The sequence below is a fragment of the Gaoshiqia sp. US2 genome (assembly GCF_059705485.1).
Genome location: NZ_AP048550.1, coordinates 3,710,250 through 3,727,142 on the forward strand (window position 1 = coordinate 3,710,250; position 16,893 = coordinate 3,727,142).

15 protein-coding genes are annotated in these 16,893 nt (G+C 45.6%); 1 reads left to right on the top strand and 14 read right to left on the bottom strand.

Annotation, left to right across the window (positions count from 1 at the left end; all coding sequences use genetic code 11):
- Positions 1–85: 85 nt before the first annotated feature.
- Entirely contained in the window at positions 86–1,249 is a 1,164-nt protein-coding gene (locus AC6H3C_RS14950; protein ID WP_497515873.1) for an IS4 family transposase, read from the top strand.
- 221 nt (positions 1,250–1,470) lie between these two features.
- Here the strand turns inward: AC6H3C_RS14950 and AC6H3C_RS14955 are convergent, their stop codons facing one another.
- From AC6H3C_RS14955 to AC6H3C_RS15020, 14 genes are all read right to left on the bottom strand, one after another.
- Positions 1,471–3,024 carry a sulfatase gene (locus tag AC6H3C_RS14955; protein WP_497516206.1) on the bottom strand — a complete coding sequence of 518 codons (1,554 nt, stop codon included), beginning with the start codon at positions 3,022–3,024 and terminating at the stop codon, positions 1,471–1,473.
- 182 nt (positions 3,025–3,206) lie between these two features.
- The gene (locus AC6H3C_RS14960) at positions 3,207–3,509 is read right to left on the bottom strand and encodes a RagB/SusD family nutrient uptake outer membrane protein (protein WP_497516207.1); all 303 of its coding nucleotides are present in this window, start codon (positions 3,507–3,509) and stop codon (positions 3,207–3,209) included.
- The gene (locus tag AC6H3C_RS14965) at positions 3,409–3,657 is read right to left on the bottom strand and encodes a sigma factor (protein ID WP_497516208.1); all 249 of its coding nucleotides are present in this window, start codon (positions 3,655–3,657) and stop codon (positions 3,409–3,411) included. Before AC6H3C_RS14965 ends, AC6H3C_RS14960 begins: the two co-directional genes overlap by 101 nt.
- A 37-nt stretch (positions 3,658–3,694) precedes the next feature.
- A complete protein-coding gene (locus AC6H3C_RS14970) occupies positions 3,695–3,829 on the bottom strand; it encodes a FeoB-associated Cys-rich membrane protein (RefSeq protein WP_497516209.1) in 135 nt (44 codons plus the stop codon).
- 32 nt (positions 3,830–3,861) lie between these two features.
- Complete coding sequence (gene feoB, locus AC6H3C_RS14975) at positions 3,862–5,958, bottom strand: ferrous iron transport protein B (RefSeq protein WP_497516210.1); 2,097 nt, start codon at positions 5,956–5,958, stop codon at positions 3,862–3,864.
- 7 nt (positions 5,959–5,965) lie between these two features.
- Positions 5,966–6,196 (bottom strand): FeoA family protein, encoded by a 231-nt coding sequence (locus AC6H3C_RS14980; RefSeq protein WP_497516211.1) that lies wholly within the window; start codon positions 6,194–6,196, stop codon positions 5,966–5,968.
- Positions 6,197–6,355: 159 nt separating this feature from the next.
- Positions 6,356–7,474: a glycoside hydrolase family 43 protein gene (locus AC6H3C_RS14985; protein WP_497516212.1), complete on the bottom strand. Its 1,119-nt coding sequence runs from the start codon at positions 7,472–7,474 to the stop codon at positions 6,356–6,358.
- Between the two features lie 6 nt (positions 7,475–7,480).
- The gene (locus tag AC6H3C_RS14990; protein WP_497516213.1) at positions 7,481–8,674 is read right to left on the bottom strand and encodes an enolase C-terminal domain-like protein; all 1,194 of its coding nucleotides are present in this window, start codon (positions 8,672–8,674) and stop codon (positions 7,481–7,483) included.
- An 18-nt stretch (positions 8,675–8,692) separates the two neighbouring features.
- Positions 8,693–9,784: a glycoside hydrolase family 43 protein gene (locus AC6H3C_RS14995; protein WP_497516214.1), complete on the bottom strand. Its 1,092-nt coding sequence runs from the start codon at positions 9,782–9,784 to the stop codon at positions 8,693–8,695.
- A gap of 193 nt (positions 9,785–9,977) precedes the next feature.
- A complete protein-coding gene (locus AC6H3C_RS15000; protein WP_497516215.1) occupies positions 9,978–11,366 on the bottom strand; it encodes an alpha/beta hydrolase family protein in 1,389 nt (462 codons plus the stop codon).
- Between the two features lie 134 nt (positions 11,367–11,500).
- A complete protein-coding gene (locus tag AC6H3C_RS15005) occupies positions 11,501–13,558 on the bottom strand; it encodes a beta-L-arabinofuranosidase domain-containing protein (RefSeq protein ID WP_497516216.1) in 2,058 nt (685 codons plus the stop codon).
- A gap of 61 nt (positions 13,559–13,619) precedes the next feature.
- A complete protein-coding gene (locus tag AC6H3C_RS15010) occupies positions 13,620–14,579 on the bottom strand; it encodes a FecR family protein (protein ID WP_497516217.1) in 960 nt (319 codons plus the stop codon).
- Between the two features lie 92 nt (positions 14,580–14,671).
- Positions 14,672–15,259: an RNA polymerase sigma-70 factor gene (locus tag AC6H3C_RS15015; protein WP_497516218.1), complete on the bottom strand. Its 588-nt coding sequence runs from the start codon at positions 15,257–15,259 to the stop codon at positions 14,672–14,674.
- Positions 15,260–15,330: 71 nt separating this feature from the next.
- Positions 15,331–16,881 carry a family 43 glycosylhydrolase gene (locus tag AC6H3C_RS15020; RefSeq protein WP_497516219.1) on the bottom strand — a complete coding sequence of 517 codons (1,551 nt, stop codon included), beginning with the start codon at positions 16,879–16,881 and terminating at the stop codon, positions 15,331–15,333.
- Positions 16,882–16,893: the final 12 nt, after the last annotated feature.

Below are 16,893 nucleotides of genomic sequence, written 5' to 3' on the forward strand. Positions count from 1 at the left end.
TTTATGCACAGCATGCTAGCTTTTCAAAACCTTGTCGCCCTTTTGAAATTTGTTCCTTTGTACTCAGGTACAAATTGGAACAAGTATGAACGTTGGCAAATATGTTTTCGCACAGATTGTGGAGTTTCTCCCGAAACGTTACTTCGAACGACTGGTAATAAAACACAAAGACAGGACAGTCAGAATGGCACCATCCTACTGGAGCCATATGCTGGTTATCATGTACGGCCAGCTCATAGGCTGCCATAGTCTTAGAGAACTCACAGATGTCACTATTGCTCATGCCAAAAGATCTTTTCACCTCGGGTTTGGAAAGGTTCCCATCAACAGAAGCGTTCTTTCCAAAGCAAACAGCCTTAGAGACCATGGGATCTTTGAGAAGTTTGCCTTTTACATTGTGTCTATTGCCCAGGCCAAACGTATCACCAAAGAGTTTGAACTCCACGGAAGGTTCTATGCCATTGATTCCACTACCATCGACCTGTGCATGTCGGTCTTTAGATGGGCAAAGTTTAGGAGCACAAAGTCTGGCATCAAGATTCATACCCAGATTGATATTGCCACTGAAATACCGGTCTTCTACAGAATCAGCCATGCAAATGTGCATGACACCAAGTCTATGGACTGGTTTACATACGAACGGCACGCTTGCTATGTGTTTGATAGAGGCTACTTTGATCTCTCCAGACTCTACGCAATTGAGCTGGCCGGAGCTTTCTTCATCATACGGGAGAAGTCCCGCCCTGATTATGAAATTACGGAAGGAGATGACATGCTTGAAGGAGATGACAATGTCCTGCGGGACCAAACGGTTAGGTTTACAGGAAAGCGAAACAGTGGAAACTATCCGGTTTCGCTCAGACGCATCGTATTCTATGCCCCTGACCTTGGAAGGGCCTTCACCTACTACACCAACAACTTCTACCTCAAAGCAAATGAAATTGCTCTTCTTTACCGTTACAGATGGCAGGTGGAGCTGTTTTTCAAATGGATCAAGCAGCATCTCCGTGTCAAATCCTTTTGGGGAGAATCCGAGAATGCGGTCCGCATACAGATACATGTCGCCATCATCACGTACTGTCTTGTCGCTATTATTGAACACGACCTCAAACTGGGCAGACCTGTTGTGGAGGTCATGCGTATCCTTGGTAATTCCCTGCTGGTCAAGGATCCCATTCAAGAACTCTTGGCTCCGAGGGAAAATAAGGCCTATGATGATAGCGATTGCCAACTGCATTTGGACTTCTAATTGAATTAACATTTTTTAATAGACACCAGTGAACTCTCAATAAATTTTTTCGCATCTTATACATGTTATTTTTCAGGACACCTCCTGTATTTAATGATACCCATATTAAAACAAACCAACCAAATTAACTCATGCGAAACCTCTTTTTTTTTTACACGGTTGTCCGATTAATTGGTATTGCGTCAAAGTAGAAGTAAATACCTGCAGTAAATACGTTATGCCTATTTTCTCCCTTTTTGAAACTGTCTTTTAGCGTCGGGGTGTGTAGCCAGAATGGCTTTTAACGCGGCTGCAACCTTTTTATTATCGCTGTAAATATTTTTAGTTTCCAGCGGATCATTTAAATAATCGTACAACTCATAACCTTTCTCTTCTGCGGGATTATTCAGGCTCGTCCATTCTACCAGCCGATAGCGGTCGGTCCGGATAGCGCGGCCCAGGTATCCGTCTTTGGGGAAAGCATGATAAGCATGATCTCTGACCCGGAGCTCCGTATTCTCAAGAACCGGAACCAGGCTCGTTCCATCCATTGGCTGGGGCACATTGGGCTTTTCCAATCCGGCCAATTCGGCTAAAGTCGGATAAATATCAACGGTTTCGGCAAGCTGACCGGTAGAGGTGTTCGGTTTGGCAACACCGGGGGCCACCATGATTAACGGAATGATATTGGCCTGTTCGTAGTTTGTATGTTTGGTCCAGTAGCCGTGGTCGCCCAAATGCCAGCCATGATCGCCCCACAAAACAATAATGGTATTTTCGAGCATGTTTAAACGTTCCAACTCATCCATCACCCGTCCAAGTTGTGCATCCATATAGCTCATCGAAGCATAATAGCCATGAATCAGTTTCCGGGTTAACGAATCGGCGTAAACGTATTGGCCGACAGGAATGGGGTTAAACTGATCAATTTCGCCACCTCTTTTTGTTGCGTAACGGGGCGCTCCTTCGGGATCTTTTTCGTATTTGGGCATGGGAAGTTCTTCAGGCTTATATAGGTCCCAGTATTTTTTTGGAGCGCTGAAAGGCAAATGAGGCCGGGCAAACCCGATCGCCATGAAAAACGGTTGTTCCGGCTTTTTTTTTAGTTCGCGCAGGCGGTCAATCGCATGCCGGGCCACACGTCCGTCGGCATAAGCGTCGTCAACAACATCGGGCGATTCCCAGGCGGCCCCGCGTGGCAACTCCCTGTTTGGCGGAAAATTTTCGAAATACAGATGTGTATTTTCAAAGTAGGCTTCTTCCCGGGTTAGATCCCGGTTGGTACTTCCGGGAACCAGGTATTCAATGACCTTTTCTTTATAGTGAGGGATACTCCAGGATGCTTCATCATTGGTGTTGCCATGCCCGATATGGTACACCTTTCCCATCGATTCGGCATGATAACCGGCCTTCATGAAATATTGCGGCAGGGTGACGGCATCAGGATAAGCATCGCGAAACTCGGTTCCAAAATTGTAGAGGCCGGTACTTGTTGACCGGGATCCCAGCATGATGTTATAGCGTGAGGCCATACAAACTGCCTGGTTACAAAAGGCTTTATTAAACCGTACGCCTCTGCTTGCCAGCTTGTCGATATTCGGGCTTACGGCAACCGGATCGCCGTAACAACCCAGGTTTGGTTTTAGGTCGTCAACCAAAAACAAAATTACATTTTTGCGATTTTCGTTTGATTTTGGCAAAGCCTGCTGGCCGTAAACCAGACTCATACTACAAAGCAAAACAGCCGCACCAAGCGGCTTTTTGCTGTTGAAAGATAAATTTTTTAAGGTGTTCATAGTTCAATTTACTGTTTTATGAATTTTTCCCTGCAATAGCCTAAGTTCAACCAGCCGATGGTATCCGGTATGTTATTTGGAATCAACAGGTAAGTCCTTGCAGCCTGGGAAATCCGGGACCACAAGGACTCGCTAATAATTCTTAATTCAATCGATTATAATTTGACTGTTCTCCTCATTTATCAATACCCGGAGTTTTGAGTCAGATTCGAATTGAGTTGCCGCTCATTATACGGAATCGGCCAAAGATAGTCCCTTGTTGTGAATTTTTTCTTATAATCATTCGTAATGGTAACAAGTTGCCCGGTGTTCTTATCAACATAGCGCATTCCGGTTATCTGGTTCATATTGCATACGTTTTCGGCAGTTTTCCAACGTCGTATATCAAAAAAACGATTGGTTTCGAAGCATGGTGAAGATAAGAGAAGAGATGTTTTTCCGGCGATCCAATAAATTTTTTTTCTTCCAGAACTGATAAAAAACATCCTGCACCAGATCGTCAGCTTCCTCGGTATTGCGAAGAAAATAATACGCATATTTCTTCAGCCGGGGATAATACAATTTGAATAAATCTTCAAAAGAGAGGAGACTATCTATGGGCGCCGATCCAGTATCCTGTCTGTATTCTTTCATCAATATCCGGATTTAAGCCACCAAAATAATAGAAAAACTAATGACAACCGCAATCTGTCCCGCCACAAACCTTGTTTCTTTTATTTTTCTTTTTGAAAAAGTATTTTTTGACTAAAAAGAATACAGCGGCGGCAACTGCCAGATAGACCAATATTTCCTGTATATCCCACATAAATCAATCCGGTTTTAATTGTCCCTCAACCATTACTTTAACAGCTGGTAAGCCGTCATGGCAACAAGATACGCAAACCCGCTCATAAACATCAATTGAATCAACGGCCATTTCCAACTGTTGGTTTCTTTTTTTACAATCGCCATCGTACTCATACATTGCAGGGCAAAGGCGTAAAAAAGCAATAAGGAAATACCGGTTGGAAAGTTGAACAATTTCTCTCCGGTTCGGTGGTTCATATCGCTTGACATTCGTTCTTTTATGGTTCCTTCTTCGTCGCTTCCCACGCTGTAAATGGTGGCCAGCGTCCCCACGAAAATTTCGCGGGCTGCGAATGAGCTGACCAGAGCAATCCCAATTTTCCAATCGTAGCCCAACGGCCGTATAAGCGGTTCGATTGCCCGGCCAATAACCCCGATATAGGAGTGGCGTAACTGAAAAGAAGCAACGGCTGTTTGTATTTCCTGTTCGCTGAGTTCGCTATTTTCGGATTGCGAACGAACAATTTCATCGGCCCGGTGAAATTCGTCCGAATAGCCGTTGGACGCCAGAAACCACAATACGATCGAAATGGCCAATATAATTTTACCCGCCACCCAAACAAAACTTTTCGTCTTTTCGATCACTGTAAACAGCACATTTTTGAACAACGGCAGCTTATATGCGGGCATCTCAACTACAAAAAATGTGCGGGTTTTGTTTTTTATGATCTTATCTAACACATAAGCCGAAAAAACCGCCATACCAAAACCCATCAGATACAGCGACATCAGCGTTAAGCCCTGAAGATTAAAACCGCCGACGCTCCGGTCGGGAATCACCAAAGCAATGATAATCAGGTAAACCGGTAAACGTGCCGAACAAGTGGTAAAGGGAGTAACCAGGATGGTAATCAGCCGTTCCTTCCAGTTTTCGATGTTTCGGGTGGCCATCACAGCCGGGATGGCACAGGCTGTTCCGGAAATCAGCGGCACCACACTTTTTCCGCTGAGCCCAAAACGCCGCATAATGTGGTCCATCAAAAAAACGATCCGGCTCATATAACCACTCTCCTCCAACAGGGAAATAAACAAAAAAAGAAACGCAATTTGAGGAATAAAAATCACGATTCCTCCTATGCCGGGAATCACTCCTTCGGCAAGAAGACTGGTAAAGGCGCCTTCGGGCAAATGCGTTCCGATCCATTCGCTGAAGAAAGCAAACGACTCATCAATAAAATCCATCGGGACACTGCTCCAGTTATATATCGCCTGAAACATGAGCAACATCACGGCAAAAAATACCAAATAGCCCCCTACTTTGTGGGTCAGAATACGATCCATAACTCCCCGCCAATCGTTGGCCCCGGAAATATCGACCCGGTAAGCATCTTTTAAAAAGCGATTGATAAACAGATAACGGGCAATGGTTTCTTTTTGCTGTAACCGGCGTATTTCGGATGTATTTTTTTCTGAAAATTCATGTACTTTTTTGAGTTCCTCGTCTATCTTCTCCAACTGTAGCGATTGCGACACAACCAGCCAAAGAGGATATATTTCCTGCATCGGAAACTCTTTTTGCAATCGCTCAAAATATAAAGGATCAATATCCGGGATGGACAAACAGCCTGAAACGGGTAATTGCCGGTATTCTTCGATCAATTCTTTTAGATGGTCGATCCCGGTATTTTTACGGGAGCTGACAACTGCCACTTTTGTCCGGAGTTTTTTCTCAAGCAAATCCACATCAATCGAAATTCCGCGGCGCTCCATCTGGTCGGCCATGTTGACCACCAGAATCGCCGGAATCTGAAGGTCTTTTACCTGGGTAAAAAGGATCAAATTGCGCTTGAGGTTCTCCACATCGGTAACGACTACCGCCAGATCGGGATAATCCCGGTGATTTTTATTGAGTAAAAGCTCAACGACCAGTTGTTCGTCGGCCGACGAAGCATTCAAGCTGTAAGTCCCGGGCAAGTCGATGATATGAGCTTTTGACCCGTTTGGTAATTTACAGGTTCCCTCTTTTTTTTCGACCGTAATCCCCGGGTAATTTCCGACTTTCTGATTTAAGCCGGTAAGCTGATTAAACAGCGATGTTTTTCCGGTATTCGGATTCCCAATAAGCGCTACGTTGAGTTGTTTGCCCATTCTGTTTTCACGAGACTTTTGAAATTTCGATTAGCGCGGCAGTTTCCTTGCGGATGGCCAGGTAGTTCCCGTTGATATTCAAAAACAGCGGATCATTAAACGGGGCCAACTGAATTAACTGCACCTCGTTTCCCGGCAAACAACCCATTTCCTGGAGCTTTACCGGAACCAAATCAACTGCGAAGTTTCTGATAATTCCCTTTTCTCCCGGTTTTAGATTATTAATACTTGTTCTCATTTTTCTGTTTTTTGAGCGAAAATCAGTCTCCTTGTCTTAGAAAAACAAAAATACCCTATCCCGGATAGGCGTACAATCCCATTTTATAGTGATATTTTCCCGGCGTAAGGGAGAATACCGGGCGGTATTCTCCCTTATTGTGATGAGGAGTGTAAATATCTATTTGTTCTGTTGTGAGTCGTATTTTGTTGTTGGCCCGTGTACCACCAGGGTCCCGTCATCGAGCACTTCCATGCGATCGATGAATACGAGCCGGTTTTCACCCGTCTTTTCGGTCCGTCCGTGATACACACACAGCATGTCTTTTCCGTTGGGAGCCAGGGTGATTGAGTTATGGCCGGTACCGGTTACTATACCGCCTTGCTCCGCATTCTTTTGCAACACCGGGTTGTTTGCCGCTTTCTCAAACGGTCCGAGCGGCGATTTTGAGGTAGCATAGCCAACGGCATAGTTTTTTCCGCCAAAAAAATTGGCCGAATACATCATATAGTAGGTATCCCTGTTTTTGAAAATGTAGGAACCTTCGGTCCAGCGCCGGTTCACCTCGCCCGAAGTAACCGACCGGCTTTCCCATTCAGCTTGTGTGTCGTCCATGCTCACCGGCGGACGCAGCAGTAATTCAGGCTCGCCGATGATGCCTGAAAAGTCAGGTTTCATCTCCACACCATATATCCAGCTTTCCTCAATTTCATCGAACATCCCCTGCTGGCGGGCCCAGTCGGCTACTTCGCTTTCTACCGGATTTTTATAGCAGCAGCGGGAATAGTAGAGGTATACTTTCCCGTTTTCAAACAGCAGGTTACCATCGATCACCGGATAACCCGGATCAAAAACCGGACGATTGTACAAATCGGTATAAGGCCCTGTTGGCGTTTCGGAAACAGCCACTCCAATGCGGAAATTTTCCAGTTCGTTGGTCGGGTTTTTGCGCCAGTCGGCGCTGAAGAGCAGGTAAAATTTACCGTCAATCTCATATAATTCGGGAGCCCAAAAGTTAGCAATCCCCCATGACTCATCGGTATTTCCCTGGTAAATCCGCCCTTCGTCGTTCCAGTCGGTCAGATCGGTTGAAGAGTACATTTTAAAACCATCTTCCACTCCCCCGGTCCCGATCATGTAATACAAACCATCAGATGCTTTCAGGATGTAAGGATCGCCAAACTCGACCGGTAAAGGGTTTTCGATCTGTACTGTTTCAGGCTTTTGAGTGCATGAAAAAAAACAAAGGCCTGCCATTAGAAGTAAAATCTGCGCTCTGAAATTGATTGTTCGTATCATATCCGATTATTTATAGAGTGTCATTCCAAAACCGGGTTCAGAAGAGGGAATCAACTTCCCGTCCTTCAACCGGTAATTCCCCAAGTCAACATCATCCGAAATACAGGTGACTCCTTCGATGGTGACGGTATTGCCATACGCGCCGGTTAAATGAGCCACCGCATTGGTTTTGATTTGCGAGCCCCAGGCATGCGGCGAAGCAAACACGTTGAGCCGTTTCAGTTCGGGCATTAACTTGCGCCAACCGGTATAGCCAATATCCTGAATATCGGTCAAATGCACATCCATCAACTTCAACTCCATTAACTGCCTCAGAAAATTCTGATCGGGCGATGCTTCTCCGTCGGCCAAAAGCGTTTCAATACCCAGTTCCTTCAATAACGACCTCAGTTTTGTATAATCTTCGATGGTTTCGCGAAAGGGTTCTTCAATCCAAAAAAGCCTGACGCCTTCAATTCCCTTCAGGTATTGTTCAAAATCTTCGAGCGGATAACCGTCATTTCCATCTACCAAAATATCGCAATCAGGAAAAGCATCGGCCACCAATTTGGTGACTTCAATATCCCGCTGAATGCCAGCTGTCTTTGGCATCCATTTGTTGCCCCGGCCAATTTTCAGTTTGAACTGGCGATAGCCCAAATCATAGTCGAACTGACACTCTTTCAGAATGATGTCTACGCCCATCGGTTGATTATAAAAGGGTGTCAAATCATCAAAATAAATCATACCACTGTAACAAACCGCCGTTTCGGGCTGACCTGCCCCCATCAGTTCATAAACCGGTTTATTCAGAATTTTCCCGGCCAGGTCGTGCAGGGCAATGTCAGCATAGGCGCCTTTCGGGTCGATCAATCCAAGTTCGGGAGCAAATAAATCCGACACTTTTTTACCTACCAGGTAGGCGGATGCTTCATCGGCCGAACGGCCCCAAAGGGTGACGCCCCAGCCTTTAGCCCCCTGGTTGGTCACCAGTTCACAAATGGTTTCGTCGTAGCCCCAGCCATGATTTCCGCGAATGGCATTTTTACTGACAAAGCGCGGGTATTGTATCCTGACTTTTTTGGTTAATACCTTTTCAATCGTGTGGTAACTCAAATCATTTTCGCCACCGGTTAAAACCGAATAACCAGTTAAAGGACTGGCCGAAAAACAAGCTGCCGCTCCACCGGTAACGGTTTGCAAAAAATTTCGTCGCTTCATTAGTTTACGCTTTTAGGTTTAATGAGAAGTACCCGATTCAGCTGTTTCAATTTCCACTTCACCCGAAGGGCGGTTAATGGCCTTACCGGCAGGAACGGCGGTTCCAAAGTTGGGCGTCCCATCGGCATTCCAGGTAAACGGTTGCATGCGTACATCGCGGTTCCAACCCGGATTTGTATCTTTTTTGGAGTGATAAATAATCCAGTCTTCGGTATGGTCAGGCGATTTGACAAATGAACAGTGCCCCACCCCGTAAACCTGTGAGTTTCCCTGGAAAACCGGTCCTTTTTTTGTCCAGTTGGCCGGATTCAGTAAATCGGAGTCAGGATCATTCAATTGCAGCATGCCCTGGCGGTATTCGACCAGCCACGACTCGCGGCAGGAATAAACGATAAATACCTTGTCGTCGTTTTTCAGAATCTGTGGCCCTTCATTCAAATTCAGCGGGCCGCCTGATTCCCAGTTTTCTTCGGGCGAAGAAAGCAACACCCGGACGCCTTTCAGCGTGTAGGGATTTTCCATTTCCTGAATATACAGATGCTGAGGTGTTGCATCCGTGTCTTTTTGCTCCAACCAACCCGACCAGACAGCGAAGAGTTTGTCCTGGTGTTTAAACACCGTCATATCAATGGCCCAAACGTTGCTTTGCGGATCGTTTGGCTTATCGCCTGTATACAACATGCCCATATCTTCGTAGTCGCTGAAAACATCGGCTGTCTTAGAGCGCAAAACGCCGGTACGCTGATTGATAAACGGCGAACCGGGGGTACTGCCGGCTGCATAATAAACGTACCAGCGCCCATCGATAAAATGAATTTCGGGCGCCCAAACACTGTGGCTGTTCCAGCCTGTGGCAGGGGCCTGCCAAACCCGTTTCAGTTCGCCTTTTTTAGTCATGTATTTTGAACGCGAAACAACAATACTGTTGTTCGCCGAATAACAATAAACATACTCGTCTCCCTGTTTGGTCAGCCAAGGATCGGCTCCGTCCCAAACGGGGTTGGTAAAAGTCGGTTCGATCTTCTCCTCTTTTATACCTTCTGCTTTTCCGCAGTTTGTACATATAAAAGTCAAAAAAATGAAAACAGCGCTCATGTTGATTTTCTTCATTCAGATAAAATTTGGGTTTAGTTCTATAACGGGCATCGGAGCCATAAGCTGATTTCGGGGCTTACAGCAAACAATCCCGTCAATATGATCATACAACTAAGCCAGCTCATTTACTCACCAATCAACCAAATTATACCGATGATTCATCCATGCCAGCTTCGATAAGACTAAAAATATGCAGTATATCAAAAGCTTACCGATTATCCATCAGTAAGCTTTTCAATTCGTCGATTCCGGAAATGGCATGGGAAGGAAGCTTCTCTCCGTTTTTTCCAAACACCAGCATATTTTCACGTGTCTGGATGGTAATTCCGGATTCATTAACATTCCCTCTTTTATCCTGGATCCGGGTTAAATCCAGGCCCAGATGTTTGGCCAAAAAGGAATAAACAGCCTTTCGTTTTGACGGCCCATAGTCGTGCGCTTCATTCGGGAAGTGAGCATTCTCCGCCATATCGGTTTTGTGATACAAACCGTAGACCTGCTGAATATACGGAAATTCGATTTCAGGGACATGAGAGGTCCAGTCGCCACCATCGGATACAACGAGAAGTGGTTTTGGCGAAACCATAGCCGCCAATTCAGCATTGTTGGTTCCCCATTCGCCGCAAGCATGAACAGGCATTCCGCTTTCGCAGGGACAACCGCCATAAAACCACGATGAAACCATCACGACCGGAGCGCTCACAGCAATCCGGTCGTCGAGGGCAGCCAGCAGAAAAGTTTGCGTTCCCCCGCCTGAAGCTCCGGTCATCGCAATTTTTCCGGCATCCACTTCCGGTAAAAAATATAAAAAATCAAGGGCCCTGATGCTGTTCCAGGTTTGCATGGTTTGCGCCATACCGGTACGGTGATCTTCAAAGGCAAACTGCAATCCGGATTCGCCTTTGGCAAACATATCGTAACTAAACACCACTGCCCCCATACGTGCCAACGAAGCCGCCAATTTTTGCGAACTTTCGTGGTAATGCTGAGCCTCTCCATGGCCCTGGGCCAATAAAACCGCCGGATGGCGCTTTTTAATCTTTGCCGGTTTATATAAGCTTCCACTAAGAAATACCCCTGGAAGCGTTTCAATGGCCACCTGTTCAACCGTGTAACCATTCATGATTAGTTTTGGAGTATAAACCGGGTTCAGAGAGTTTTTCCCGGGCAAGGGAGATAAGTCCAAGGCCCTGAAGATACAGGATCTCAAAGCTTCTTTCCGCTTTTCCCAGGCTGGGAGATCAAGGTATAAATCAGCCAGTTTTTGCAAGTGTAGCCGGCCTTCTTCTACCGGCCTGACGTGATACCGAAACGGTTCAATCCGGTACGAGCCATCTACATTCCTGGTAAAAACCAAGCTTAATGGTGTCAGTACCTGGTGCAATGTTTCGTTCAGGTCGTTCCGGAAACGCCATTGAGCATATTCCACATTCAAGGTATCCACCAGGTTTTCGGCATATTGAAACTTAACACCGAAACGGATTTCTATATCGCCCAGAACACTCCTGAGCGGTCGCTTAAATTGATTATCAACGGGTTGCGCCTGAGCACCTGATATAAGGCTCAACAACAGGAAAGAACAGATTAAACGATACATAGTTAATTCATTTTGAAAAACAGCCTGTCCGTTACCAGATTAAGGATGGAACGTTTTAGCCGTCAGTTTTTTTAGAGATCTGAACGTAAAAATAACTCTTTCCTGACAAATTTTATCCTGCCGCTTCGTATCCCTTATTCAGTCAAAGCAGGAAAAGCCGAAATTCTTAACCGTGCTGCTCCCATTGGGATCAGCTTAATGTCTTCAACCGGTTCGCTGGTTTTTACAGGATATCTTGGGAGAACATCCACCAAACCGTACCGGTCGATACCCCACGAAGGGATTTGACGACCTTTGGCCTGTATTTCGATTGGCGTACTTTCTGCCGAGAACGGGTAGTGATCGGCAGGCCATCCGTTTTTCACAATTTTCAGTGAACCTGAAAGATTGTTTTTATCCAGAATCAGCCCATAGTTCCACGGACTTTTCGGGTCGATGGTAAAAGCCGGCCATTTTTCAGGATCGGCGTCAGCCTGCCATTTTGAATCGCCGATCGCCGACCGGATGCTGCTGATCTTTTTATACTCTTCTTCAATTTTTAATGAAAAAGTCAGCGGCCCGTAATCAACCGACACACTATTCTGGTTGACCTGCCAGGAGCGTGATGACAGTTTCATCGGCAAACTCAGAATCAGTTGATCACCGTCGGACCATTCGCGTTCAAGCCTGACGTATGCACCCGGGCTTGCTTGTATTTTCAGGTTTTTGCCATTCAGACTGACCGAAGCCTGTTCACACCATCCGGGAATGCGCAGATAAAACGGAAACGACACCGTTTCGTTGGTGTGAATAGTAAAACGAACCTGTTCCTCAAAAGGATAACGGGTTTCTTCCACTAAAGTCACGTCAGTCCCGTTTCCTACCTTAGCTGTTGTTTTGCACGAATTATACATGATGGCTGCCAAGCCATTGTCGTTACTGGCCATCACCAGGTTTTGCAGATAATAAGGAAGCGCATGTCCGTGGTTATGCTGGCAGCAACGGCTGCTAAAGGGGTTCATGGTGAGGAAAGGTCCGTGGTTATCGATTCCCGGGTGGTGATTATCGGCATCAGCGGTGACGCCGTTCGGGCAGGTGATGTAGCGTAATGCTTTCATATCAGGGGTAAAAGCGGCCGTAAAACTGTTGAATAAAACATCTTCGCAATGATCGGCCCAGAGCGGGTCACCGGTCAGGCACATCAGTATCCCGTCAGAAGTCATTTGCTCGGCAAAACCGCAGGTTTCTGTTCCCTGTCGCGGATCGATATAGCCCAAGCGGGAATTTTCGTCGGAACCAAACATACCGCCCGGCACCTGTCCGAAGGTACGACGGATCAGGTCATGGACATGATAAGTGGCTTCAAGGTGAGCTGAATCGCCTGATTGCAAGAACCAGGTAGCCGGTTCGCGGAAACATTGGGCAATATTCACATTATGCCAGTTGGGCAGGGTTGATTTCCGGGTCCAATCGGCAGTATTCCGGTGGATCTTTTCGGCCAGTTCCAGTAAAAAGGCTTCTCCGGTCTGGTTGTACAGCCAGTACACACTGTAAAGGTTATCTCCTCCCCGGCTGTTTTCCCAGTAACTCGACAAGAATTCATTATCCGGCACGGTCATTTCAAACCGAAAATACCGGGTCATAAAATCAATTACCCGCTGGTCGCCGGAGTATTCATAATAATTCTGCAAGGTGAAAAGGACAATCATATTCGACCAGTAATCCAGGTTTCCGTTTCCCGAGCGGACTTCGGGGCCAAACCAACCGTTTTCCCGCTGACTGCTCAGGATGGCGTCAATCCAGATCATCGCTTCCTTTTTCATTTCCTCATCGTTAAAGATAAAAGCCATATCGGCATAACCACGCAACCAATAAGGAACTTCTTCCCAACCGTGGTCTCCCCCTTCCGACAGCCAGGCATTGTTGTCTTTTTCGAGCCAGGCGCTGATTTCGCCCAGGTGGCCACATAAGCCGTCTTTCTGTAATTCCAGCAATTTCAAAATCCAGCCTTCGGGCTGAATGCTCCCTAAAGGTAATTTGATGAAGTGGGCCGGCTGCAACGGCGCCCGGTTACTTAAATAAAAATCGTTTTGCTGATTTATTTCGGGACGGGAAACAACGGTTGTTCCGTCATCTTTCCGTTCAGCATTACAAGCTGAACAACTAATCAGTACAGTTAATAATAGGCACAAGTTGAGGCTAATTCGTTTCATTGTTTTAGTTTTACAGAGCAAATAATATTTTTATATTGAATATAGGTCATTCAAAACCAAATCATACGGGCAAGTCTTTTCGGTTGGGTGTCCTGTCGGTTAAGCCGGAAGCAGGATGAATCATTACATCGGCATCTTTTTGAATCCCCTGATCATTTAATGATTCACTTTTGAAGAAAAACCGGTCATCTTTCCACGAGATTAACGGAAGCGGATCGGTATTTGGACTGATCACCAGGCGCGGTTGTCCGGTCTTGATCTCAAATCCGGCGTCCTGCCGATAAAAGGTTGCTTTATATTTAGGGCCTAAAGAAACATCGCTCGTAATTAATTCGGTTCGGTGAGCCAGGAGGGCTTTCCCTTCGATCAAGGTGGTTTCTATGGTCGGATCTTCTTCGTAGGCTTTTACATTGAATTCGGTGCCGACTGCTTTTACCTGAAATCCAAAAGCATCAACCACAAAAGGAAGAAGTTTATTTTTTGTCACCTGGAAATAGGCTTCACCTTCCAGGCTCAGGTTCCGGTTATCTTTATTAAAACTGGTTGAATATCTTAGTTTACTGCCGGCATTTAACCAGACTACCGAATTATCGGGCAGGATCACTCGGGATTTGGCTCCAAGCGGGGCAACAACCTCGCAATAAGATTCCCCTTCATCCTCATTCAACGGATCGCTCAGGAAGAAAACAGCGGTTCCTCCCAGTAAAAAAGAGAAAATAATAATCGCCGCAACACGTATCCGGTTCAGTTCGACGATCAACCTACGAACCTTCCTCTGCCGTTTGTTCAAACTTATTTGATGTTCCAGTTTTTCAAAAAGCCGGTCGCTGTTAAATGCGACAGAACGCTGAGCCTCTTCCTGATCCAGTCGGCGTAACATGTTATCTTTAAGAAAACGGGACAAATCTTCTTCCTGAAAATATACCTGAAGCTCATATAATTCGGCTAACGAACATTCTCCCGCCTGAAATTTCTCAAGCAAGTCGTCAAATTTTGATACGATATTTTGTCTGTTTTTCATTTCACTCTTAATACAATTAAAGCCGATTTTACTACTCATTCAGTTACCAAAAAAATTCAGAGAACGGATTGTCCCGGCGTGTTGCATTCATTTTATAAAAAAGCGCTGAGGAAAAACAAAATACACAGGTATTCATTTTTCATCTGTTCTTTCAAAAATTTATTCGCCCGGTAGATCTGATTTTCAACGGTACGGATCGACAATTCCAGTTTGTCGGAGATTTCGGAATTCGACATTCCTTCCATTCTGCTCATTTGAAATATATTACGCTGCTGTTCCGGAAGTTTTTGAAGAATGCCCTGTATTTTTTGTTCCAGTTCCTGATAGTGCAGCCGGGCTTCGGGACTTTCGTCAAACGACTGACCGGACTGGCTCAGATAGGTTTCATATTTTTTCCGGACAACCTGATGTTTAAGATGATTGAACACTTTATTCACCGTCATGCGGTAGATAAAACTTTTAAATGATTTCTCCTCGTCAATATCTTTCCTGATTTCCCAAATCCGAAGAAATACATCCTGGACAATTTCTTCTGCTTCGTACTGATCTTTCAGGTATGAAAAAGTAAAATGCAAAAGATTTTGACTGTATGCAGCAAAAACTAGCTGAAACGCTTTCATATCACCGCCTTTCAGCTTTTTCAGCAATTGCCTGTCAATATGTTCAGGTGCTTTCGTCAATCGATCGTTATTGTTAGTTCTTTAAAATTAAATATCCAATAAAATTCAATTATCATTCATTTCATAACAAACTACCGGTTTTTCAGACGAACCTGGCGGATATTGACAAATTCATTTGCTTCGCCTTTGGCTGCCAGCCCCCACCTGAAGCCCATGCCCCAGGGAACGTATGCTGAAGCATCAATCGAATCGGCAATCATGTCCCAATTTTGTCCGTTAAAGACCGAGAACTGTAACAAATCGCCGTTTGTAATTTCCATTTTTAGTTCAATCAGATCGCCGTACGCTTTCGAGGGGATTGCCTCGTAAATATTTGTTTCTTTTGCGCAGGTCCTCCAAACTTCGATCAAATCCTGCCCGGCAGAAATCCCAATCCCGGCAACCGGCGCTCCAAAACCATTATTGGTTGCCCCAATCAATACAATCCCGCCATTCACCTTATGCCCGGTCAGGTTTAAATCAATTGTTGCCGTTATTTCAAAGTTTTTCGACCTTACCGGTTGTCCCAGCAAGCTTCCCAACAAATCATTTTCCACGGATGCTGCTAACATCAGTCCGCTTTCGCCGGTTGCATAACTGAGTTGTTGCGTTGCCCTCCATTGCCAGACAGGCGCCAATGCCCGCGTAAAGTCATCCACATAATCGATCTTGCTTTTTTGTGTATTGATCAGGCTTGATGGTTCAAAACGGGGCCAATGATCGTCAGTCCAATGGATTTTCTCCAACAGTCCTTCCCTCCCGATATAATCGCCTCCATCGGCTTTATAGGCATGAAACAACAAATAATAATCCTTGTTCTTTTTCACCACGTTCCCTGTTCCCGGGCACTTCCAGTCATCGTTATCTCTCAGTACCGGATTTGCTTTGTACTTTTCCCAGGGGCCGAGTAGATTTTTGGCCCGGGCCACCCCTATTTTATAGTTACAAGCCTGGTCGCAACAATTGCCCGCCGAATACAACAGATAGAAATAATCGCCTCTTCTGAAGATCGACGGACCTTCAACAATATGCTCTTCCCATTCCTGGTCATTCCTGATGAGTTCATGTTTGGGGCCAATCAGTGTGGTACGATCATCGCTTATCGATTGTGTCCAAATAACAGCCGGCCGGCCCGGAGAATAAATTTCTTTCCAAACTAAATACAAATTGCCGTTTTCGTCCCGCACTTCAAACGGATCAATTGTTTCTTCCAGGTCAAACTTCAATGGTCCCTGGTCATAAAACGGCCCTTCCGGGCTGTCGGCACTAGCCACAGCAATGGTAATTTTGTTTGTACGCTTTACCCGGCCGGTATAATACACATATAACTTTTGCTGCTCCTCATCATAACTTAGTTCGGGGGCCCAAAAGTTATTCTGCGCCCAATCAGGCGCCCCACCCGGAAATACATATGAAATCAATTCCCAATGATGCAAATCGGTTGATTTATAGATCGGGAACAAGGGCGACCATTCATTGCTGGTCGTCGACGCGTAATAGCTGTCACCTATTTTTATAACCGAAGGATTTGGGTTATCTCCCGGCAACACCGGGTTTGATATCACCTTTGTTTTATCAGACTGACAGCTGAACAGCAGCACCATTCCAATAAACAACCATAAAATCCTCACCCCTGTTTTCATAATCAAAACCAT